The sequence below is a fragment of the Blastomonas aquatica genome (genome assembly GCF_014639875.1).
Lineage (GTDB): Bacteria > Pseudomonadota > Alphaproteobacteria > Sphingomonadales > Sphingomonadaceae > Blastomonas > Blastomonas aquatica.
Genome location: NZ_BMGD01000002.1, coordinates 778,126 through 797,326 on the forward strand (window position 1 = coordinate 778,126; position 19,201 = coordinate 797,326).

21 protein-coding genes are annotated in these 19,201 nt (G+C 61.6%); 10 read left to right on the plus strand and 11 right to left on the minus strand.

Annotation, left to right across the window (positions count from 1 at the left end; genetic code table 11):
- Window positions 1-39: 39 nt before the first annotated feature.
- Together IEW00_RS07810 and IEW00_RS07815 are read right to left on the minus strand one after the other, a co-directional pair.
- Window positions 40-495, minus strand: a complete 456-nt coding sequence (locus IEW00_RS07810; protein ID WP_188513791.1) for a hypothetical protein — start codon at window positions 493-495, stop codon at window positions 40-42.
- 67 nt (window positions 496-562) lie between these two features.
- Window positions 563-982: a VOC family protein gene (locus IEW00_RS07815; protein ID WP_188513792.1), complete on the minus strand. Its 420-nt coding sequence runs from the start codon at window positions 980-982 to the stop codon at window positions 563-565.
- Window positions 983-1,112: 130 nt separating this feature from the next.
- On the opposite strand from IEW00_RS07815, the gene IEW00_RS07820 reads away from it, so the two are divergent.
- Window positions 1,113-1,862 carry an SIMPL domain-containing protein gene (locus tag IEW00_RS07820; protein ID WP_188513896.1) on the plus strand — a complete coding sequence of 250 codons (750 nt, stop codon included), beginning with the start codon at window positions 1,113-1,115 and terminating at the stop codon, window positions 1,860-1,862.
- Window positions 1,863-1,902: 40 nt separating this feature from the next.
- On the opposite strand, the gene IEW00_RS07825 is transcribed toward IEW00_RS07820, so the two are convergent.
- A complete protein-coding gene (locus IEW00_RS07825; protein ID WP_229736878.1) occupies window positions 1,903-2,724 on the minus strand; it encodes a tetratricopeptide repeat protein in 822 nt (273 codons plus the stop codon).
- A gap of 48 nt (window positions 2,725-2,772) precedes the next feature.
- On the minus strand, window positions 2,773-3,642 hold the full coding sequence (locus tag IEW00_RS07830) for an ATP-grasp domain-containing protein (protein WP_188513793.1): 870 nt from the start codon (window positions 3,640-3,642) through the stop codon (window positions 2,773-2,775).
- Window positions 3,643-3,719: 77 nt separating this feature from the next.
- Between IEW00_RS07830 and IEW00_RS07835 the strand changes: the two genes are divergently transcribed.
- Window positions 3,720-4,142: a DUF350 domain-containing protein gene (locus IEW00_RS07835; protein WP_188513794.1), complete on the plus strand. Its 423-nt coding sequence runs from the start codon at window positions 3,720-3,722 to the stop codon at window positions 4,140-4,142.
- 78 nt (window positions 4,143-4,220) lie between these two features.
- Here IEW00_RS07835 and IEW00_RS07840 read toward each other — a convergent pair whose 3' ends face one another.
- Window positions 4,221-5,066, minus strand: a complete 846-nt coding sequence (locus IEW00_RS07840; RefSeq protein WP_188513795.1) for an outer membrane protein — start codon at window positions 5,064-5,066, stop codon at window positions 4,221-4,223.
- Window positions 5,067-5,383: 317 nt separating this feature from the next.
- Between IEW00_RS07840 and IEW00_RS07845 the strand changes: the two genes are divergently transcribed.
- Together IEW00_RS07845 and IEW00_RS07850 are read left to right on the plus strand one after the other, a co-directional pair.
- Complete coding sequence (locus tag IEW00_RS07845) at window positions 5,384-6,220, plus strand: S1 family peptidase (protein ID WP_188513796.1); 837 nt, start codon at window positions 5,384-5,386, stop codon at window positions 6,218-6,220.
- Between the two features lie 45 nt (window positions 6,221-6,265).
- Window positions 6,266-6,598 (plus strand): DUF3297 family protein, encoded by a 333-nt coding sequence (locus IEW00_RS07850; RefSeq protein ID WP_188513797.1) that lies wholly within the window; start codon window positions 6,266-6,268, stop codon window positions 6,596-6,598.
- An 18-nt stretch (window positions 6,599-6,616) separates the two neighbouring features.
- On the opposite strand, the gene IEW00_RS07855 is transcribed toward IEW00_RS07850, so the two are convergent.
- Window positions 6,617-7,381: a CHAP domain-containing protein gene (locus IEW00_RS07855; RefSeq protein ID WP_188513798.1), complete on the minus strand. Its 765-nt coding sequence runs from the start codon at window positions 7,379-7,381 to the stop codon at window positions 6,617-6,619.
- Between the two features lie 223 nt (window positions 7,382-7,604).
- On the opposite strand from IEW00_RS07855, the gene rimO reads away from it, so the two are divergent.
- The 3 genes from rimO (at window position 7,605) to IEW00_RS07870 (ending at window position 11,438) form a co-directional block, all read left to right on the plus strand.
- Complete coding sequence (gene rimO, locus IEW00_RS07860) at window positions 7,605-8,987, plus strand: 30S ribosomal protein S12 methylthiotransferase RimO (protein ID WP_188513799.1); 1,383 nt, start codon at window positions 7,605-7,607, stop codon at window positions 8,985-8,987.
- Window positions 8,988-9,321: 334 nt separating this feature from the next.
- A complete protein-coding gene (locus IEW00_RS07865) occupies window positions 9,322-10,806 on the plus strand; it encodes an Ig-like domain-containing protein (RefSeq protein ID WP_188513800.1) in 1,485 nt (494 codons plus the stop codon).
- Window positions 10,807-11,027: 221 nt separating this feature from the next.
- On the plus strand, window positions 11,028-11,438 hold the full coding sequence (locus tag IEW00_RS07870; RefSeq protein WP_188513801.1) for a hypothetical protein: 411 nt from the start codon (window positions 11,028-11,030) through the stop codon (window positions 11,436-11,438).
- Window positions 11,439-11,481: 43 nt separating this feature from the next.
- Here the strand turns inward: IEW00_RS07870 and IEW00_RS07875 are convergent, their stop codons facing one another.
- Window positions 11,482-11,943 (minus strand): Lrp/AsnC family transcriptional regulator, encoded by a 462-nt coding sequence (locus IEW00_RS07875; protein ID WP_188513802.1) that lies wholly within the window; start codon window positions 11,941-11,943, stop codon window positions 11,482-11,484.
- 133 nt (window positions 11,944-12,076) lie between these two features.
- Here IEW00_RS07875 and phhA point away from each other — a divergent pair, with 133 nt between their 5' ends.
- Entirely contained in the window at window positions 12,077-13,021 is a 945-nt protein-coding gene (gene phhA / locus IEW00_RS07880; protein WP_229736879.1) for a phenylalanine 4-monooxygenase, read from the plus strand.
- A gap of 69 nt (window positions 13,022-13,090) precedes the next feature.
- Here the strand turns inward: phhA and IEW00_RS07885 are convergent, their stop codons facing one another.
- Window positions 13,091-13,687, minus strand: coding sequence for a fasciclin domain-containing protein (locus IEW00_RS07885; RefSeq protein WP_188513899.1), 597 nt, complete (start codon window positions 13,685-13,687; stop codon window positions 13,091-13,093).
- 256 nt (window positions 13,688-13,943) lie between these two features.
- On the opposite strand from IEW00_RS07885, the gene IEW00_RS07890 reads away from it, so the two are divergent.
- Window positions 13,944-15,074, plus strand: coding sequence for an epoxide hydrolase family protein (locus IEW00_RS07890; RefSeq protein WP_188513803.1), 1,131 nt, complete (start codon window positions 13,944-13,946; stop codon window positions 15,072-15,074).
- A 42-nt stretch (window positions 15,075-15,116) separates the two neighbouring features.
- Here the strand turns inward: IEW00_RS07890 and IEW00_RS07895 are convergent, their stop codons facing one another.
- Genes IEW00_RS07895 through IEW00_RS07905 form a run of 3 tightly spaced genes read right to left on the minus strand, consistent with a single transcriptional unit; the run spans window position 15,117 to window position 16,763 of the window.
- Complete coding sequence (locus IEW00_RS07895; RefSeq protein WP_188513804.1) at window positions 15,117-16,082, minus strand: TraB/GumN family protein; 966 nt, start codon at window positions 16,080-16,082, stop codon at window positions 15,117-15,119.
- 56 nt (window positions 16,083-16,138) lie between these two features.
- On the minus strand, window positions 16,139-16,558 hold the full coding sequence (locus IEW00_RS07900) for a hypothetical protein (protein ID WP_188513805.1): 420 nt from the start codon (window positions 16,556-16,558) through the stop codon (window positions 16,139-16,141).
- Window positions 16,551-16,763 (minus strand): helix-turn-helix transcriptional regulator, encoded by a 213-nt coding sequence (locus IEW00_RS07905; protein WP_188513900.1) that lies wholly within the window; start codon window positions 16,761-16,763, stop codon window positions 16,551-16,553. Before IEW00_RS07905 ends, IEW00_RS07900 begins: the two co-directional genes overlap by 8 nt.
- 211 nt (window positions 16,764-16,974) lie before the next feature.
- Here IEW00_RS07905 and IEW00_RS07910 point away from each other — a divergent pair, with 211 nt between their 5' ends.
- Window positions 16,975-19,083 (plus strand): molybdopterin oxidoreductase family protein, encoded by a 2,109-nt coding sequence (locus IEW00_RS07910; RefSeq protein WP_188513806.1) that lies wholly within the window; start codon window positions 16,975-16,977, stop codon window positions 19,081-19,083.
- Window positions 19,084-19,201: the final 118 nt, after the last annotated feature.

Below are 19,201 nucleotides of genomic sequence, written 5' to 3' on the forward strand. Positions count from 1 at the left end.
ACGCGCCAGTCTACGCACTGCCGGATCGTCGGTGCAAGCTCACTTGGGGCGCTTGACCTTGCGGAAGGGCACGAACTTGTTCAGCGCGCAGCTACCGAGAGGCGCGCGCGCAAGCATGTCCTGCACCAATATGATGTCTCCGGCGCAAAGCCGGGGGACCGGTGAGCTTGAGATCATGGCGTTGTCGCGCGCGCGCGGGCAGCCGAGATAGGGCGAATTGACGTAAACCACCGATCCAGCGTCATACAGCAGCACATTGTCGGACGCAGCGCTGGAGCGACGCAACCGGGTTTGCGGAATGCAGGATACAGGGGCACCTGCCACCCTGTCTTTCAGGTACAAGTTGGCGATCGTCGCCCCGCGTTGGTCGAGCGCTGCGATCGCCGCCAGCGTTTTTTCGCTGACATCGGCGGCGTCGTCACGCTCTTCGGCAAACAGCGGAGCGGTGCAGGCTATCGCCGCACATGCGAGCAGGGCAGGAAATTTTAGCATCATGCATCCTTTCGTCCACCCCCGGTTCAAGATGCAAGACTACACCCGATCCGTTTCATCCGCCAGCGGCTTACCAGACGCCGGTATTGGGCATCGAGGCCCAGGGTTCGGCCGGCGGCAGATGACCATCCTGCAACAACTCGACCGATATACCGTCGGGGCTGCGGACGAACGCCATGTGGCCATCGCGGGGAGGGCGATTGATCGTCACGCCGGCATCCATCAGCCGCTGGCAGGTCTCGTAGATATTCTCGACCCGGTATGCGAGGTGTCCGAAGTTGCGCCCGCCGGTGTACACCTCAGGATCCCAGTTGTGGGTGAGTTCAACCTCGGCGATCCCTTCCTGCCCCGGGGCGGCGAGGAAGATCAGCGTGAACCGGCCCTGCTCGCTGTCGAAACGCTTGGTTTCCTTCAGTCCGATCAGCTCGAAAAATTCGATGGTGGCATCCGGATCAGTGACGCGGATCATCGTATGGAGAAATTTGGTCATTATGCTCTGCTCGGTTTGTCGCAGTTAAGACACGGTTCATCGCAGCAAGACTAATCGATCTGGTGTGCCGTCAGGGTGTCATCACCCGGTGACTATAGGCGGTGCGCAGGGCATTGGAAGGGATATGATCATGGTTGAGGGCGGGGAATACAGTGGCACGGACAAACGCGGCTGGCTGGCAGGCAACGTGCTGCTGGCAGGTGCCGGCATCCTTGCTCTGGGAATGGTCGCCGGCGGATATCTGCTGGGTGACGGGCTGTTGCGTGCCAAGCAGGCCGATCGATCGGTGACCGTGCGCGGGCTGGCCGAGAAGAACGTGACCGCAGACCTTGCCACCTGGACCATCGCTTATTCGGCGCAGGCCGAAGATCTTGCCAGCGCGCAAACCGATATCGACGCCGATACCAAGGCGTTGCGCGGGTTCTTCACCGAACTGGGCTTCGACGGCGATGCCCTGCAGCCCACAGGTGCCAATGTCTCGCAGTTCAACAACAATTACGGCTCCACCACCTACACCATCCGCCAGCGGATGTCGCTGCGCACCAACGATATCGCCAAGGCGCAGGCCGCGGTGAAGCGCCAGTTCGACCTGATCAAGCGTGGTGTCGTGCTCGAGGAAGGCTCGGGCATGGCTTACAGTTTCACCAAGCTCAACGACATCAAACCCACGATGGTGGCAGAAGCAACCAAGGACGCGCGCGCATCGGCCGAACAGTTCGCGCAGGATAGCGGCACCGGTGTCGGCGGGATCAAGAGCGCAACCCAGGGCTATTTCTCGGTTGAATCGCGCGATGGCGACAGCGGCGGAAGCTGGGGAGTGAGCGATACACCCTATAAAAAGGTCCGCGTCGTCACGACCGTGGATTTCTATCTGGATTGACGCGCGCGGCACTGCCGCCGGTTGCGGGAGAGGTCGTCAGCTACTCTGGCTGGCCCTCCGCCTCGTCCAGCTGGCTGAGATTGGCGCGCGCGGTCCTTGCGATCGGGCCATCGGGGCGGACATCGATGGCCTGGTTCCAGTTTCTGCGGGCGATGTCATACCGACCTGCGGTCGCCGCGATGTTGCCCGCTTCGAGCGCAACCTCCGGATCGCGTGGGGCCAGCCGGGCAGCGATGTCGATGTCGGCCTGCGCCCGGTCGAGCTTGCCCTGGCGGCGCGCCAGCGTGGCCGACAGCAGCCAGGCCAGCGGGTCTTCGGGCACCAGCCGATGTGCTTCGGCGAAAGCCGCTTCGGCCTCTGTCGGCCTGCCTGCGATCACCAACGCGCGGGCCCGATCCAGATGAAGCTCTCCCAGCAGCAGCTTGGCGGAAATCCCGCCTGCCATTGCGGCATCGAAATAGGTCAGCGCAAGGTTTGCATCGCCCGAAGCGAGCGCAGCATTGCCGGCCTGGGTCCACAGGTTTGCTGCGCGGCTGTCATGCGCAAGCTCCGCATCGCGCGCTGCCGACACGAACGCATCCGCCGCCGCGCTCCAGCGACTGTCCTTGGCGTAGGCAAAGCCCAGGCAGTGCTGCGCAAAATAGCCTCCCCCGGCTATCAGCCATTCGTTCGCGGCGACGATACCGCTGGCTGGGTCGTCAGTGGCCATATCCATGCAGGCATCGAAACGCGCTTCATCGTTGGGCGGAGCAGTGAAGGCGGGCGCAGCCGGCCCGATCGATGTCGCAGCGGCAGGCGCATCGACAGGTGCGGTCTGCAGCGCAGCAAGCATGATCAGTGCAGGGTAGAGGGGCAGGGGCATGGTCGCAGGTCCTGTGTTGGTTCGGCACGGCGCATGGCGGGATCGACCTTAACCGCTGCTGGCTGATGCCCCGGCGCAGGCATTGGCGATCGCGGCGGCAAATGCCTTGCCGCCGTCCGCTGTGCGATCAAGCGACAGCCACGGTTCGATCAACTCGATCTCCATCAACGCATAACCACCCTTGCCATCGCCGACCATGTCAACGCGGGCATACAGGACATCGGAACCGATAGCTGCAAGCGTCGCGGTCGCCAGGGTTGTCGCCGCAACAGGCGGATCGATCGCAGACGACCGTCCGCCGAACTGCCCCTGCACGCGAAAGTCCCCGTCTGCCGGACGTTTTACGATTGCGTGGGCGAGCGTGCCCGCCAGATAGAACAGCGAAAGTTCGCCCTCTTTGGCAATGCACGGCATCATTGGCTGGACCAGCATCGCACGGCCCCGGGCTTCATCGGGGCAGCCAATCCCATCGCGCAGCAGCCAGGTGTGGTCAGAACCTGCCGAAACCGGCGGCTTGATAACGAGATCACGCGTGGAGAAGACCGATCGCGCGTCGGTCAGCGCCCGATCATCGAGCGCATCAAGGAACCGGGTTGGGACAATCGCGATCCCTGCGCTCTCGAGTTCGAGCAGATACCGTTTGTCCGTGTTCCAGCGCAACACCGAGAGCGGATTGAGGAACCGGATGCCCTGCCAGCGATGAAGCTGTGCATGCCAGCGGAGCAGATCGCGGTGATAGCCCCAGGCCATCAGGGGCAACACCAGGTCGGCGATCAGCGGCCGGGTGTCTGTCCAGGCGCGCCATTCGACGTCGATGCCGTGGCGCGCCATCAGCGGCTCGATCTGTGCCTGCTGGTCACGCCAGTCGTCGTACCGGGTCTGGTCGGCGTCATCGGGGATCAGGATGCAGATGGTCATGCGAGGCTCGCTGGGTTCGGTTGGGATGGTGTGATCAGGCTTGATCGCCCGGCGGTTTCGGGTCAACAGTTCGCGCCATGACCGATCCTGCCCCCGTAATCCAGAGCCTGTTTGCCGGGCTTCCCATCTTCATGCTGCATCTGGGGTCCGCAACCCTGGCCTGGGCTGCCGGGTTGGCGCTGTATATGTGGATCACCCCGCACCGCGAATTTGCGCTAATCCGCGATGGCAATATAGCCGCTGCGGTATCGCTTGGAGGCGCGGCGATCGGGTTGGCGTTGCCGCTGGCGTTCTGCTTGGCGGCATCGGTGAACGTCTGGGATGTCCTGATCTGGGGAAGCGTTACGCTGATTCTGCAACTCATCGCGTTCCGCGCGGTCGACCTGCTGATCGGCAATTTGTCGAAGCGGATCGAGGAGAACGAGATCGCAGCCGCAACCTTCCTCGCGATGACCAAGATCGCGCTCGCCTCGCTCAACGCAGCCGCCGTTGCCGGATAAAAAAAGGCGGAGCGCCCGGAAGCGCTCCGCCTTTATTCCCGTTCTTCGAGATTTAACGCCCGAAGAATGTTCCGCCGATCAGAAGCGGAATGCAGTGGTCACCCGGATCGAGTGGAACTCGAAATTGGGGTCGCTACGACGCATGTCGGTCTGGTTCGAAACCAGCAGGAACGGGTTGGTCGCAGGCGCGGTGCCCGGGCCGACGTTCACAACATAGTTGTCGTTGGTGTAGGTGTTGTAGAGATACTCAAGACCAATGCTCATGTTCTGAGCGATCTTGGCTTCTACGCCGCCGCCAGCCTGCCAGCCCCATGCCCAGTTCTTGCCGTTGCGCGGCGTGAACGAGTTTGCGGTATTGGACGTCTGGAAGTTGTTTTCCATACGACCATAGCTAGCACCACCGGTTGCATAAAACAGGATGCCGCCCCCGGGCGTATAGCCTGCGCGGGCACGTGCCGACACTGCGTAATCAAGTTCACGCGTGAACGTGTAGTTGGCAGGGGTCGTGCTGAATGCGGTTGCGAAGTCCTTCGCCTCCGAACGGCTTCCTTCGACCAGGGCGCCTACGACGAAGTTGCCCATGCGCTTGTCTGCACCGATACGGATACCGTATTCGATACCGTTCTGGTCCTGACGGCAACCGCCGCCAGCGTTGTTGGCCAGCGCTGCGCCCCGGCAGAAACCAGGTGCAAACGCGTTCGCGCCTCCGGTGGTGAACACGCCGTCGCCGAATTCGCCGTCAACGTTGGTGTCGAACACAACGCCTTCGCCGCGATCATTCGACTGAGCCGAATAGCCGAAATGGCCTCCGACATAGACGCCGTCGAAATCGGTGTCTTCCTTGACGGTTTGTGCGAAGGCTGGGGTCGCCAGCATTGCGATAGCGATCGCTGATACAGCGGAAATCTTGATGGGGTTGGTCATGGTTTTAGCGTCCTTGCTTTTTTAATTCAGACGCAGGCCAAACCTACGGACGACCCAACAGGTTCCAACCCGAATAACATAATATACCGATTGTGACCATTTTGTCACATTTCTGGTCGATCTGGAAGCCAAGCTGAATGCCAGATTAATATAGCAGCCGCTCGATCTTCGTCTGGCTGGCTGCCAATTAAATGGGTAACGCCGTTCACGACTGGGCTCGTCGGCTTAAGAGCCGCATGGTTGAATCCCGGGTGTCTCCGCCTAGCTTTTGTCATTATGCGTAAGATGGCATTCCGTTCCATGACATTGGAGTTTCGATGAGCAAGCAGCGCACAACCAACCGGCGCGGTTGTCTGCCCTGGATTCTTGGCATCGTTCTCTTGTGGGTCTGGTTCAGCGGCGACACCGAGCAGTGGCAGGATACGCCGTTGAGGGTCGAGCAGTTCGATCCGCGCAACCCGCGCCGCCCGATGCCTGAAATCGGCGAGAGTTTCGTTATCGCCGATCCAGGACCGCAACAGGATAGCCAGGGCACCGCCTTTGCCGTCGATCGCGATGGAACCTGGCTCACCGCGCAGCATGTGACCAATGGCTGCGACCGGCTGGGTTTGGTGTCGGGCGGCGGGATCGACGCGCTGGTCGATGTGGTCCAGAGTGTCGAGGCTGATGTGTCGGTCATCCGGCAGGGGCCGCAGGCGCAGTTCGCGCTCGTGTTGACTGAGAATTTGCCAGCGTCTGGGAACACCGGCTATCATATGGGCTTTCCTGGGGGCGAACCGTCGGTCGTCGTTTCGCGTTATATCGGCCAAACCTATGCGCAGCGCGGTGGGCCAGGCGGTGTGGCCGAACCCATTCTGGCCTGGGCCGAAGGCACGCGGTTTCCGACGGCAGATGGTCCGCTCGGCGGTATCAGCGGGGGGCCCACCTTCGATCAACAAGGCAGGGTCGTCGGTGTCAACGCAGCCTCGACACCACGGCGCGGGCGGGTGCTCACCACCGACCCGATGGCAATCCTTCGGCTGGTGGATGCAAGCACCGTCATTGCCGAGCCGGGCGAAGTCACCAGTCTTGCGACGCCCGCCAGCGCAATCGCGCTTTTTCGCGTTCTTCTTGACCGCGGCATCATCCGGCAGGTCTATTGCGATGTCCGCTAGGGCTGGCTATGGGCGCGACATGCCCTGCCAGAATGGATTTACGCGATGACCGACACGCCCGAAACTTCAGAACAGATTGACGCGCAGGTTGCTGCTGCACCCATCGACTCAAGCGATGTGCCGCCCGATCGTCTGGCGATCAGCCCCCGCAGCCCGCATTTCGATGGCGATCTGCTTGCACGCGGCATCGGCATCCGGTTCAAAGGCGTCGAGAAGAACAATGTCGAGGAATACTCGATCTCCGAAGGCTGGATCCGTGTCCAGGCCGGCAAGACCATGGACCGCAAGGGCCAACCGTTGACGCTCAAGCTCAGCGGTCCTGTCGAGGCCTGGTACAAGGATCTTGGAGATGACGCGCCTGTCGCCAAGGCAGGCTGATCCGCTGATCGGCTGGGATCAGCCGCCGATTTTACCGATCAGATCACCAATCGGATCGGGCTGCAAATGCGGCGGCGGAGGTGGGGGCGGGGTCAGACGGACGGTTTCGCGCCGCGCGTCTTGCTGCTTCTTCAAGTACTTTGCGTATTCGCGGCGCTGCTTCTCGACCTGCTTGAGCTGCTTGCGCGCATCCTTTTCCGCCCTGCGTTCGGCCTGGCGCTGCGCCTTGCGTTCGGCGCCCGAGAGCGCGCGCGGGCGCTGGTCATTGGCTGCGATCTGAACCGGCGGGGTCTGCAACCGGCTGGGCGCGCGGCCTTGCGGATAGATGAACCCGTGCACCGGATACCGGGTGGTGCCGAGCCCGCCGATCGGCGTGTACCAGACCCGCACCTCGCTCCAGTCATTTGCGGCCGATACGTCCTCGGCCAGAACATCTCGCTCGATCTGCCCCTTGCGGCCGTTGATCGGCGACCAGTTGGCGTGGTCGAGCAGCACGCGGCGCGAATCGATGATCCGGCTCACCGCTGCGACATGGCCCAGCTGCATCGCTCCGTGCGGCTTGAAGGCCATCACCGCACCGGGCACAGGGCGCCTGCCGCGTTCATAGCGCCCCGCCGCTTGCTGCCACCAGCTGTGCGCATCGCCATAGATCTGGATGCCGCTGACCTGGCGGGCATAAGGCACGCATTGGAGCAGCGGCTCCTGTGCCTGCGCCGGTGGAGACGCAAGGGTCAGGACCAAGGCGCTGGCCAGAACGGGCAGGAATCCGGGGCGTGACATCATCGGGACAAGAATGCGGCCTAAAGGTTCACAAAAAGTTGACCATGTTCCGTTGACCATGTTCCGAGGTGATCAGACCGCCATCCCGAACCATAGCGCAGATCCCGATCGAGCAAGCCGAGCTGGTGCAAACCACGTTGCGCCAGCCCGGCTGGAGCGCTGCTGGGCGCGAGCTGCACTTCGACGATGACAAATCGCGGCCAAACGCCTATCTGCCGCAGCCATCATGACCACCCCCATCACGATCCCCGCCCCGCCGAAAGTCGGCATGGTCTCGCTTGGCTGCCCCAAGGCGCTGGTCGATTCCGAACGCATCCTCACCAAGCTGCGCGCCGAGGGCTATCAGATGTCCGCCGATTATGCGGGCGCCGACGTGGTGCTGGTCAACACCTGCGGTTTTCTCGATAGCGCCAAGGAAGAGAGTCTCGAGGCGATCGGCGAGGCAATGGCCGAGAATGGCCGCGTCATCGTCACCGGCTGCATGGGCAACGAGGCCGACGTCATCCGCGCGCGCTTCCCCGATGTGCTCGCGATCACCGGCGCGCATCAATATGAAGATGTCGTGCAGGCGGTGCACGACGCCGCTCCGCCTGCGCGTGGTGCTTTCATCGATCTGGTGCCCGAAGGCGGCATCAAGCTGACCCCGCGGCATTACAGCTATCTCAAGATCTCCGAGGGCTGCAACCACCGCTGCTCGTTCTGCATCATCCCGAGCCTGCGCGGTGACCTCGTAAGCCGCCGCATCGATGCGGTGCTGCGCGAAGCGGAGAAGCTGGTGGCGGCGGGAACGCGCGAGCTGCTGGTGATCAGCCAGGATACCTCGGCCTATGGCGTCGACACCCGGCACGAGCCGCGCGCCTGGAAGGGTCGGCCGGTGCGCGCGCACATGACCGATCTCGCGCGCGAACTCGGCGGCCTGCGCACGCCCGAGGGCCAGACGCCCTGGGTGCGCCTGCATTATGTCTATCCCTATCCGCATGTCGATCACGTCATCCCGCTGATGGCCGAGGGGCTGCTGACGCCGTATCTCGACATCCCGTTCCAGCACGCAGCGCCCAGCGTCCTCAAGCGGATGAAGCGCCCCGCCAATGAGGCAAAAGTGCTCGACCGGATCAAGGCATGGCGGCAGATCGCACCCGATATCACCATCCGCTCGTCGTTCGTCGTCGGCTTTCCCGGTGAGACCGAGGCGGACTTCCAATATCTCCTCAACTGGCTCGACGAAGCGCAGCTCGACCGCGTCGGCGGCTTCCGTTTCGAGCCGGTTGAAGGCGCTGCCGCCAACGATCTGTCCGATCCGGTGCCCGAAGAGGTCAAGGAAGAGCGCTACCAGCGCCTGATGGAAAAGACCGCCGCGATCAGCGCCGCCAAGCTCGCCGCCAAGGTCGGCCGCACGCTGCCGGTGATCATCGATGAGATCGGCGAACCCGACGAGGAAGACGGCTCGGTCGGCGCGACCGGGCGTTCGCAGGCCGATGCTCCCGAGATCGACGGCCATGTGTACCTGCGCGACGTTCCCGAGGGGCTTGCGCCGGGGTCGTTCGTCGATGTGTTGGTCGAGGATGCGGACGAGCATGATCTGTATGGGGTGATTGACGGGCAGGGGTAAGGTGGCACTCGCGCAGTCCCGCACTCCACCACGCTCAGGCTGAGCCGGTCGACGCCCCTGCGCGGACGTCAATCAGGGTGGATCGGACGCGTCAGAGGATGGCGCAGCCAGTTCGTGTTCGAAGTCGCGGTACGCCCGCCAGCCTTCAGATACTGACTGTATTGACGTCATATAGTGGGTGTTTTCAAAAAAAACGCCCACCCCGTGCTGTGCTTACAAATGTTGATATCAAGGCGTAAAACTTTCGAAGTCAATATGAGGCGAATTGGAAGCCGTGACTTGTCATGAACTCGCGGTCGGCTAGGTTCAAGGCCTGTCGAGGAGTGGTCGCCAAATGAAATCTGTCGTTGCTGTGTCCCGTGCTGTTCTGGTCACCGTTCTATGTGCCGTCCCGCTGATAGTTTCGGCCTGTGGTGGCGGTGGAACGCCGACCCCCACGCCCCCGACCTCGCTGCCGCCTACCAACCGCGCGCCGCAATTCACCTCGCCCGCCACGGCTTCGATTGTCGAAAACAGCGCAACCACTTTCTATACTGCGGCTGCCAGCGATCCTGATGGCGACCCACTCACATTTTCGATATCGGGAGGTCCAGACGCGGCGGTATTTGCGCTGACCGGTACAAATCTTGCCTTTCGCAATGCCCCGGATTTCGAGCGGCCCGCCGATAGCGACCGTGACAATGTCTACAACGTCACGCTCACGGTCAGTGACGGGCGTGGTGGCACCAACAACCTGTCTGTCGTCATCACCGTCACCAACGAAAAGGAGGGCATTGTGGTCCGCCGGATCGCCACAGGGTTTGTTGAGCCCATTGGAGGTTCTTTGTTGGTCCCGCTGTTGCCCCCGCAAAATGGCACGACGGGGCAGGTGGCGGTGGCCCAGGCCAACGGAGAAATCTACGCTGTTGACGGAACAACCGGTCAGCGCAGCCTGTTTACGGATGTCTTCGCTAATCGCCCGCGCGGGCGCGTGCTGGCCATAAGCCCGTTCGGAAGGTCCACTGGTTTGTTCACCGGTATGTTGGCTGTTGCGCAGGATCCGTCAGGTCGGGTGGTTGTCCAAGGCTTGGGAAATCGAAATTTCCCCAATTTTACCGTAATTTTGCCTGCCGGTTCACCGCCGGTTTCTGCAAAAATTTTCGAGGGTCCTGCCGGACAGCAGTCCGTTGGCAATCTGTTTATGGCCATCTCTGACGAGAGCGGAGACTTTGCTCAAAATGCCAACTCCATGCGTGGCAAACTCCTTCGGCTGGGACTGAACGATCCTTATGCAGGGGCTGCCGTATCGCCAGGGTTTATTCCGCAAATCGTTGGTAACGGAATTCGCCATTCGGGCGGGGGAGGGGCTTTTGCCGGACAGATTCTGCTGGCTGACCAGGGCGCATCGGTTGAGCACGAACTAACCTTCTTCGATACGAATGCCAGAGGGCTGAATTTCGGTTGGCCCGGTCGCGAAGGCACGCAGGGGGTTGGCAGCAATGCTCCGGCTTCGGTCAATGGCCCAAAGCTCGTCTACGGTTTTGGTAACGGTCGCGACGAAGGCACCGGCATCATCTTTGGTGGGCTATATCAGGGGCCAATAGCCACTTTGAACAATCGCTTCGTGTTCGGAGACCGAAGCGGTACGATCTGGTCCGTGCCCGCTAATGATCTGACCAATTCCTCCCTGCTGCGCGCACCGCAACTGGATCGCCGCACCGAAGATTTTGTCCCGGATATCGGTCGGATAGAGTCTCCGGTCGCATTCATTGTCGATGATCGCAACCGGCTGTTCATCCTCGATGCTGACGGAGAGCTTTTCCGGGTCGATGCAGGGTGAGGGGCGAAGCGGTTGCCCAATGCCTCCCCCGTCATGCTGAATGCGTTTCAGCAACAATCGCGTCCCAACAGCTAAAGCCGCGCGGGAAGAATTGAGCCCTGAAACGCGTTCAGGGTGACGGTTGGGCGACCTGCCGTTGTGACGAATTGCATGCAACTTATTGATGCGATCGAAGGTTTGGTTAATTGCTGACGCAGAACAAATAGCGCATAAGGCCAAGCATGTTGCGCTCCATCTTTGCCTTTATAATCGCGCCTTTTCCGGCAGGCTTCTTCCAGGCTTCTGTCGTGGCTATATGGCCCAAACACGGCACCGGTATTTTTGAGCATCCCCTGTCGATGTTTATAGCCATCTGTTTGCTTTTTTACATGCTTGGTCTCGTGTTCGGCATTCCACTTCTTCTGTTTTCTCAGAAGCGATGGCATCCATCATCACGTGGGCATGCGCTGGGCGGGGCAGCCGTCATGGCCCTGCCAATCGCTGTTGCTCTCGGATTGATTGCTGCTCGTGGAGTCCTCACAGCTTATGTTGCCGTGTATAACTTAGCCTTTTTCGCGGCTGGGGGAGCAATTGCGGGGGTGCTGTTCTATCGATTGAGCACGGTTAAAGATTTAGGGGGTGACTGTCATTAGGCGAGCATGCAGTCGGTTCACCACGTGACGACCCGGACGCCCCCTAAACCGGTAGCCCTGATTGCGCTTTCGCCTCCTTCAGCACGAAGCTCGTGCTGATCGCCTTTATCCCCGCGATCGGCCTCAACCTCTTGTTCGCGAAGTCCGCATAGCTGTCGAGGTCACGGCTGACGACGGTGAGGATGTAATCCGCGCCGCCGGTGACCTGGTGGCAGGCGATGACCTCGTCCAGCCCGGCGATGGCTTCCTCGAACGCGCGCGTTACAGCTTCGCCATGGTCGGCGATTTCGACGCTGACATACGCCAGCACGCCCAGCCCCAGCGCCCGCCTGCTGAGCCGAGCGGAATAGCCGCGAATGACGCCTGCAGCCTCCAGACGCCGCACCCGCCGCCAGCATGGAGAGGCGGACATGCCGACGGTTTCGGCAAGTTCCGCATTGGTAACGCGGCCATGGTCCTGCAACGCGCGCAGGATGCGGATATCTTCCGGTTCAAGATCGATCATCGGTAAAGCCTACCGTGCAGCGGGATAAAATGGAAGAACTGATCCATTTCGGTCGATGACCCGCAAGAATGAGACAAGATTTTTCGCCCGTTTCGTGCTACATAGTGGCCTATCAATTTTCAGGGGACGCAGCATGGAAAACCTTCTCATCCGGCCCGACGCCGTCGACTTCTCGGTCATTCCCGATGTGCCCAAGGGCACCTGCGTTGCGCCGCTCAAGCGCCCTTCGCATCTCGGAGAGGATTGGCTCGAGCCGCAGCAGCGCGTCTATACGGCCGAAGAGCACGGCATCTGGGACGATCTGTTCGCCCAGCAGATGGCCGTGCTGCCCGGGCGAGCGGCGAGCAGCTTCATGGCGGGGCTCGAGCGGCTCGATCTGGGGCGTGGCGGCGTGCCGGATTTTGGCAGCTTAAGCGAAGAGCTGCGGCCGATCACCGGCTGGTCGGTAGTGCCGGTGCCGATGCTGATCCCCGATCACGTGTTCTTCTATCACCTCGCCAACCGGCGCTTCCCGGCGGGCAACTTCATCCGCACGCGCGCGCAGTTCGATTACATCTCCGAGCCCGACGTCTTCCACGACGTGTTCGGCCATGTGCCGATGCTGACCGATCCGGTTTATGCCGATTACATGCAGGAATATGGCCGCGCAGGCTGGAAGGCGCTGGCGTACAACCGGCTGAAGGCGCTGTCGGCGCTCTATTGGTATACGGTTGAATTCGGGCTGATCCGCGAGGCCGATGGCATCAAGGCCTATGGCGCGGGCATATTGTCAGGGCCGCTCGAGGCGAAGTTCTCGGTCGAAGGCCAGTCGCCCAACCGCATCCATCTGGAAGTCGACCGGGTGATGCGCACCGATTACGTCATCTCGGACATGCAGCCGACCTATTTCGTGATCGGCAGCTTCGAAGAATTGTTCCGCAAAACGGTCGAGCGCAATTTCGATGATCTTTATCGCGGGTTGAACCCGGGCTTCACCTATTCCAACCAGGCGGTGCTGGGGGGTGACAAGGTCTATCACCTTGGGACACAGGACTATGCCAACCGCGGCGGCCAAGGATCGGGAGCGCTGCCCGCCTGATATCCTGCGCGATCCATCGAAAATAGCTTCGGGCAGTCGGCGCAAGTGCCGACTGCCCGAAGCCGACGGTCAGGCGTTCGGCAGAAGAACGCCATCGATGACGTGGATCACGCCATTTGACTGAGGCACATCAGCCTGGGTAACGATTGCCCTGCTGCCGCCTTCACCGGTCAGGACCACGTTGGTCCCTTCCATCCGGGCGGTGAGGTTTTCACCCTGAACCGTGGTCAGCGTCGCGGTGCCATTGCCTTCGGTGATAGCCTGGGCAAGATCGGCTGCGGTCATGCGGCCAGACACCACGTGGTAGGTCAGCACAGCACCCAGCTTTGCCTTGCTCTCTGGCTTCAGCAACGTATCGACAGTGCCAGCAGGCAGCTTGTCAAACGCGGCGTTGACCGGGGCGAAGACCGTGAAAGGTCCGGTTCCAGAAAGCGTATCAACAAGACCCGCTTCCTTCACTGCAGTGACCAGGGTTGTGTGAACCGGCGAGTTGGATGCATTCTCGACGATATTGCGCGTCGGCAGCATTTCTGCGCCGCCTACCATCACATTGCCCGATGCATCCATGCTGTTGGCAGCCGTTCCATCGGTGGCCATCGGTGCGTCAGCCGGGACGGTGACATCGGATTCCGTGGTGACGTTTTCCGATCCGCAGGCGCCGAGCATCAGGGCCGAGGCCACCACGAAGGGCGTAAGAAGTGAAGTTTTCATTGAATTTTCTCCTTGCACAGCGTTCGATGTCGACCCCGTATCGCGCGTTTGAACACGCGCTGATTGGTCGTCATGGCAGATGCCATAACATGAACGTGTGCCGAACGAACGGCGCAGGACGGTTAAGGTTTCATTCTTCCCGAAAGAATTGTCGACGCAATCAAGCTGCGGATAGTTTGCAAGCACACTGTCGTTCCGATAGATTCAGGCGATGAACACACCACGCCCGTTTCGCATCGACGTTCCACAAGCAGCGATCGATGATCTCCACGCGCGCATTCGCGCCAACCGCTGGCCCGACAAGGAAACAGTTGATGATTGGGAGCAAGGGATCCCGCTTGCCGTGGTTCAGGATTTTGCGACCTATTGGGCCAAGCAATATGACTGGCGCAAATGCGAGGCGGCGGTCAATGCTTACCCGCAGTTCCTGATCGAGCTTGACGGGGTGGACATCCACTTTCTCCACATCCGCTCGCCGCACACCGCCGCGCGCCCGCTGATCATGACGCATGGCTGGCCCGGGTCGGTGCTGGAGTTTATGGAGGTTATCGAACCGCTGACCAACCCCGAAGATCCGGCGGACGCCTTCCACCTCGTCATTCCCTCGCTCCCCGGGTTCGGCTTTTCGGGAAAGCCATCCGAGGCAGGGTGGTCCATCACCAAGATTGCGAAGGCGTGGAATGACCTGATGCTCGCGCTGGGCTATGACCGCTACTTCGCGCAGGGGGGCGACTGGGGTTCAGGCGTGACGCTCGAAATCGCACGGCAGGACCTGGGTGCCTGCGCCGCAGTACATTCGAACATGGTGCTGGCGTTGCCCGATCCCGCAACGATGGCGGATATGAGCGATCTCGAAAAGCGCGCTGCGGCGCGGATGCAATATTATCAAGACAAGGAAAGCGGTTATTCGGCGATCCAGAAGACCCGGCCGCAAACCATCGGCTATGCGCTGGCGGACTCCGCAGTCGGCCAGATGGCGTGGATCCTCGAGAAATTCCGCAACTGGTCTGATTGCGACGACAATTTCTCGGGGTTTAACCGCGACGCACTGCTCGATACCATCACGATGTACTGGCTCACCAACTCGGCGGCATCTTCGGCACGGCTGTACTGGCACAGCTTTTCCGCGATGGGCTTCGATCCCATCAGCCTGCCGATGGGTGGGACGATCTTCCCCAAGGAGCTGTTCCAGACATCTCGGCGATGGGCGGAAAAACGGTTCAGCAACATCATCTACTGGAACGAAGTCAACCGGGGCGGTCACTTTGCCGCACTCGAGGTGCCGGACATCTTCGTCGGCGAAGTGCGTGGCTGCTTCCGCGCTGCTACACTGGACCCATAACCCCGCCAGCGCCAACGCACCGACGGGGATAGGGGCACGAGGTCAGTCTTGCACGGTGACCCGGGTGCTGGTGATCCCGTCCTTGGCAAGCTGCGCCTGCACGCTGTCCTTGCCCACCAGATGCGCTGCGCCGACGGCCATGAACACGGTTCCCGGCTTTTCCATCCGTGATTTGATCCAGCTGACCCAGTTGGCGTTCCGATCAGTCAACAGTGCATCGTAGAGCCCGGGATAGCTTTCAAAGCCTTCGTTGAGCAGTGAGTTGAGCCTTTCCAGATCCCCTTTGCCCCAGGCATCGACCATAGAATCGATCTGGCTGGTGATCAACGGAACGCCATCGAGCGTGATGTTGAGAAAATCGATCTGCGCCTTGGTGTCCAGGCTGTCGAAAATCCCGAGTTGCTGCTCGATGGTTTCAAGCTGGCCCAGAGGCTTGTTCTGCTCCTTGGCGGCCACGGTCAGCACCTTTTCAGCGCCGCTGTTCATGTCATAGCCCCCCATCACCAACGGAACGGTGGTCAGCGTGACCGCGGCGAACCAGGGTTCGAACGGATCCAGCGCGCCCGCTGGAATTCCCAATGCGCCCAGCGTAGTTTCGTACTTGCTGCCGACATCCTCAGGCAGAATGCTGCGCAGCGTTGTGCCGGGCGGATTGGTCGCCATCCTGGCGATGATGCCCTGGGCCACGCTCGGGTCCGAGGGCTCGATCACCTCGAGCACAAGCTCGTCAGATGCATCGAATGCAGCCTTGACCTCATCCTTGAGCCAGTTGAGCCCCGGGCGCAAAACATGCACGGTGCCGAACAGATAGATCGTCGTGTCATCATCGCGCACGACCCACATCGCGGGGTTGATGTCCTGCGTCGTCGCTGCGGGCGCAGCGCCGAGCGCCTCGGCGACGCTGGTCGGCTGTTGTGCCAGTGCCGGGTCGCTGGCGAAGGTGAAAAACGTGACGCTGGTCAGTGCGAAGGCGGAGGCGGCGATATGCAGGGATTTGATGATGGTCATGTGATGGGGGTATCCTTTGTTTTGCTTTGCCGTGTTAGGATTTGGGGACTTAAGAATTAGCGCAGCTTGTACCACGCATAGGCAATTACGCTGGCGGCCATGCCGATCATGAACAGCCATAACGCATCGGGTTCAGACACGATGCCGCCCTTCCACAGGATGAACCAGGTGGGGTAGGCGATCAGCATCGCGTTGCCCGCCATCACCGTGGTCTTAGAGTGGATGGCGCGTTCGAGTTTGTCTGGCACCTGCGTCAGAATCCATGACCCAAAGGTGGTAGAGAACAGGAACATGGCGGCGCTGATCACGGCGCGCCATGGCGGGATGCTGCTGGGGGAAAGGATCTCCGCCTGTTCGTCCTCGAAAAAGCCGATCAGAAGGCCGGACAGAAGCCCCAGGCCGAAAAGCGTGCCGACCACCACGTAGAACCGCCGTTTGCGTTGCGGCTCACGCATTTGCAAGCCTGCTTCAACCATCGCTGCCTCCGCTGAACTCGTCATTGAAAACCTCCTCGATCGGCATGCTGAACAGCCGCGCGATCCGGAATGCCAGCGGCAGAGACGGATCGTATTTGCCCGTCTCGATCGCATTGATCGCCTGGCGCGAGACATCGAGCCGCGCGCCCAATTCAGCCTGGCTCCAGTCGCGTTCGGCGCGCAGCACCTTCAACCGGTTCTTCACACGTTGGGCTTTCGATCGATTGTCGCTGTTGGCTGCCTTTTTGTCATGCAACCCTGACTTTAGCATGCGAGAAATTGACCATGTCCAGTGACCCTGACTTTGTGCAAGCCTCACGTGACTTCCGTTTGGGAAAGTCGTCGTTTTGTGTGACTGGTCAGCCGTCGGCAGCGCTGATAGCTTGTCGGCTAACAATAATGGGAGAGAGCCAGCCATGACGGACGAATCGGCAACCACCACGCATGCCCGCACCTGCCATTTGTGCGAGGCCAATTGCGGCGTGTTGGTCGAGGTGCAGGGCCGCAAGGTGGTCTCGATCCGCGGCAATCCCGATCATGTACTCAGCCGCGGCCATATCTGCCCCAAGGCGACCGCGCTTGCCGATCTGCAGGAGGACCCGGACCGTCTGCGCCGCCCGGTCAAGCGCACCGCCGATGGCTGGCAGGAGATCAACTGGGACACCGCCTTTGCCGACATCGGTGCGCGGATGGCGCAGATCATGGATACCGGCGGCCAGCCAGCGATGTACATGGGTAATCCCAACGCGCACAATTACGCCACCGGCACGCAGACCGGGACGCTGCGCAAGGCGATGAAATTGCGCACGCTCTATTCGGCCTCGACGCTCGACCAGATCCCGCATCAGCTGATCCAGATGTGGATGTATGGCCACAACGCGTTGTTCCCGATCCCCGATATTGATCGCACCCGCTTCATGCTGATCATCGGCGGCAATCCGCTCGCCAGCAACGGCTCCGTGTGGACCGTGCCCGACGTGAAGAAGCGGCTTAGGTCCGTGCAGAAGCGTGGCGGGCAGGTGGTGGTGATCGATCCGCGCCGCACCGAGACCGCCAAGATCGCAGACGCGCACCATTTCATCCGCCCCGGAACAGATACCGCGCTGCTGCTCGGGCTGCTCAAGGCGCTGGATGAGGCGGGGCTGGTCGCGCCCGGCAGGCTCCAACCGATGCTCGACGAGGGCTGGGCGGCTGCCTGGGAGGCTATCCGTGGCTTCGATGTCGCGCGCCTCGCTGCGCATTGCGGTATCGCCGAGCCGGTGATCCGCGATCTGGCGGCGAACTTGGGCAATGGCGAACCCGCCATTGTCTACGGCCGCATGGGGGTTTCGGTCACCGAGGCCGGCACGCTTAATCTTTGGCTGATCCAGTTGCTCAACATCGCCACCGGCAATCTCGATCGCGAGGGCGGGGTGATGTTTTCCTCGCCGGTGGTCGATCTGGTCGCGGGCGCAGGGCCGGGGACGTACGACCGTTTCCGCTCGCGCATCGGCGACCGGCCCGAGGTGATCAGCGAATTCCCATCCGCGCTGCTGCCGGACGAGATCGCGACCCCGGGCGAGGGGCAGATCAGGGCTTTGGTGGTGCTCTCGGGCAATCCGGTACTCTCGGCGCCCGGCGCCTGGGGCACGGCGCTGCCGCTGCTCGACCTGATGGTGTCGGTGGACATGTACGTGACCGCGACAAGCGCGCACGCGCACTACATCCTGCCGCCTTGCGGTCCGCTGGAGAAGGACCATTACCCGCTTCTGCTCGGCCCGATCGCGATCCGCAACTATGCCGATTATTCGCTGCCGACGCTGCCGATGGAGGAAGGTGCCAAGGCGGATTGGGAGATCGTCGCCGAGATGGCACGCGCGATCCTGTCTGCGCGCGGCGAGGCGGTGCCCAACATCGTGCCGCCGCGCACCGTGCTCGCAGCGATGCTGGCGCGATCGGACTATAACGTGACGCTCGAGGAGCTTGAGGCGAACAACAACGGCAAGGACTTCGGCCCGCATGTCCAGCGGTTGCCCGAACGGCTACAGACCACCGACAAGCGCATCGCGTGTGCGCCCCCCTTGTGCGTGGAAGCGCTGGAGCAATGGCGTGCCGCGCTGGCAGATACGCCGCCGGACGCACTGCTGCTGATCGGGCGGCGGCATGTGCGCAACAACAACAGCTGGATGCACAATTCGCCGCGGCTCGCCAAGGGGCGCGATCGTTGCACCGCGATGATCCATCCCGAGGATGCCGCCGCACGCGGCATCGCCGATGGCGCGCTCGTCCGCGTCACCAGCCGCGTCGGCTCGGTTGAACTCGTCGCCGAGGTCAGCGACGATGTGATGCGCGGCGTCATCTCGATCCCGCACGGTTTCGGTCATGACAAGCCGGGGACGCAGCTCTCGGTGGCAGGACGTCGCCCCGGCGTGTCGCTCAACGACTTGACCGATCCGCAGGCGATGGACCCGATTTCAGGCAACGCGGTGCTCAACGGCACGCCGGTAACGCTGGAGCGGGTGGAGCAGATGGTGGCGGCGGAGTAGCGCTTTCGACGCTACAACTTTCGTCACCCCCGCGAACGCGGGGGACCCGCTTTTTCTCATCGATTGCGCAGAAGCGGGATTCCCGCGTTCGCGGGAATGACGGAGTGGATCGGGCCAC

What these genes read in the sequence shown, in the direction of transcription:
- IEW00_RS07810 (WP_188513791.1), bottom strand. Translation starts at nt 495, where the DNA reads ATGATGCTAAAATTTCCTGCCCTGCTCGCATGTGCGGCGATAGCCTGC.
- IEW00_RS07815 (WP_188513792.1), bottom strand. Translation starts at nt 982, where the DNA reads ATGACCAAATTTCTCCATACGATGATCCGCGTCACTGATCCGGATGCC.
- IEW00_RS07820 (WP_188513896.1), top strand. Translation starts at nt 1,113, where the DNA reads ATGGTTGAGGGCGGGGAATACAGTGGCACGGACAAACGCGGCTGGCTG.
- IEW00_RS07825 (WP_229736878.1), bottom strand. Translation starts at nt 2,724, where the DNA reads ATGCCCCTGCCCCTCTACCCTGCACTGATCATGCTTGCTGCGCTGCAG.
- IEW00_RS07830 (WP_188513793.1), bottom strand. Translation starts at nt 3,642, where the DNA reads ATGACCATCTGCATCCTGATCCCCGATGACGCCGACCAGACCCGGTAC.
- IEW00_RS07835 (WP_188513794.1), top strand. Translation starts at nt 3,720, where the DNA reads ATGACCGATCCTGCCCCCGTAATCCAGAGCCTGTTTGCCGGGCTTCCC.
- IEW00_RS07840 (WP_188513795.1), bottom strand. Translation starts at nt 5,066, where the DNA reads ATGACCAACCCCATCAAGATTTCCGCTGTATCAGCGATCGCTATCGCA.
- IEW00_RS07845 (WP_188513796.1), top strand. Translation starts at nt 5,384, where the DNA reads ATGAGCAAGCAGCGCACAACCAACCGGCGCGGTTGTCTGCCCTGGATT.
- IEW00_RS07850 (WP_188513797.1), top strand. Translation starts at nt 6,266, where the DNA reads ATGACCGACACGCCCGAAACTTCAGAACAGATTGACGCGCAGGTTGCT.
- IEW00_RS07855 (WP_188513798.1), bottom strand. Translation starts at nt 7,381, where the DNA reads ATGATGTCACGCCCCGGATTCCTGCCCGTTCTGGCCAGCGCCTTGGTC.
- rimO (WP_188513799.1), top strand. Translation starts at nt 7,605, where the DNA reads ATGACCACCCCCATCACGATCCCCGCCCCGCCGAAAGTCGGCATGGTC.
- IEW00_RS07865 (WP_188513800.1), top strand. Translation starts at nt 9,322, where the DNA reads ATGAAATCTGTCGTTGCTGTGTCCCGTGCTGTTCTGGTCACCGTTCTA.
- IEW00_RS07870 (WP_188513801.1), top strand. Translation starts at nt 11,028, where the DNA reads ATGTTGCGCTCCATCTTTGCCTTTATAATCGCGCCTTTTCCGGCAGGC.
- IEW00_RS07875 (WP_188513802.1), bottom strand. Translation starts at nt 11,943, where the DNA reads ATGATCGATCTTGAACCGGAAGATATCCGCATCCTGCGCGCGTTGCAG.
- phhA (WP_229736879.1), top strand. Translation starts at nt 12,077, where the DNA reads ATGGAAAACCTTCTCATCCGGCCCGACGCCGTCGACTTCTCGGTCATT.
- IEW00_RS07885 (WP_188513899.1), bottom strand. Translation starts at nt 13,687, where the DNA reads ATGCTCGGCGCCTGCGGATCGGAAAACGTCACCACGGAATCCGATGTC.
- IEW00_RS07890 (WP_188513803.1), top strand. Translation starts at nt 13,944, where the DNA reads ATGAACACACCACGCCCGTTTCGCATCGACGTTCCACAAGCAGCGATC.
- IEW00_RS07895 (WP_188513804.1), bottom strand. Translation starts at nt 16,082, where the DNA reads ATGACCATCATCAAATCCCTGCATATCGCCGCCTCCGCCTTCGCACTG.
- IEW00_RS07900 (WP_188513805.1), bottom strand. Translation starts at nt 16,558, where the DNA reads ATGGTTGAAGCAGGCTTGCAAATGCGTGAGCCGCAACGCAAACGGCGG.
- IEW00_RS07910 (WP_188513806.1), top strand. Translation starts at nt 16,975, where the DNA reads ATGACGGACGAATCGGCAACCACCACGCATGCCCGCACCTGCCATTTG.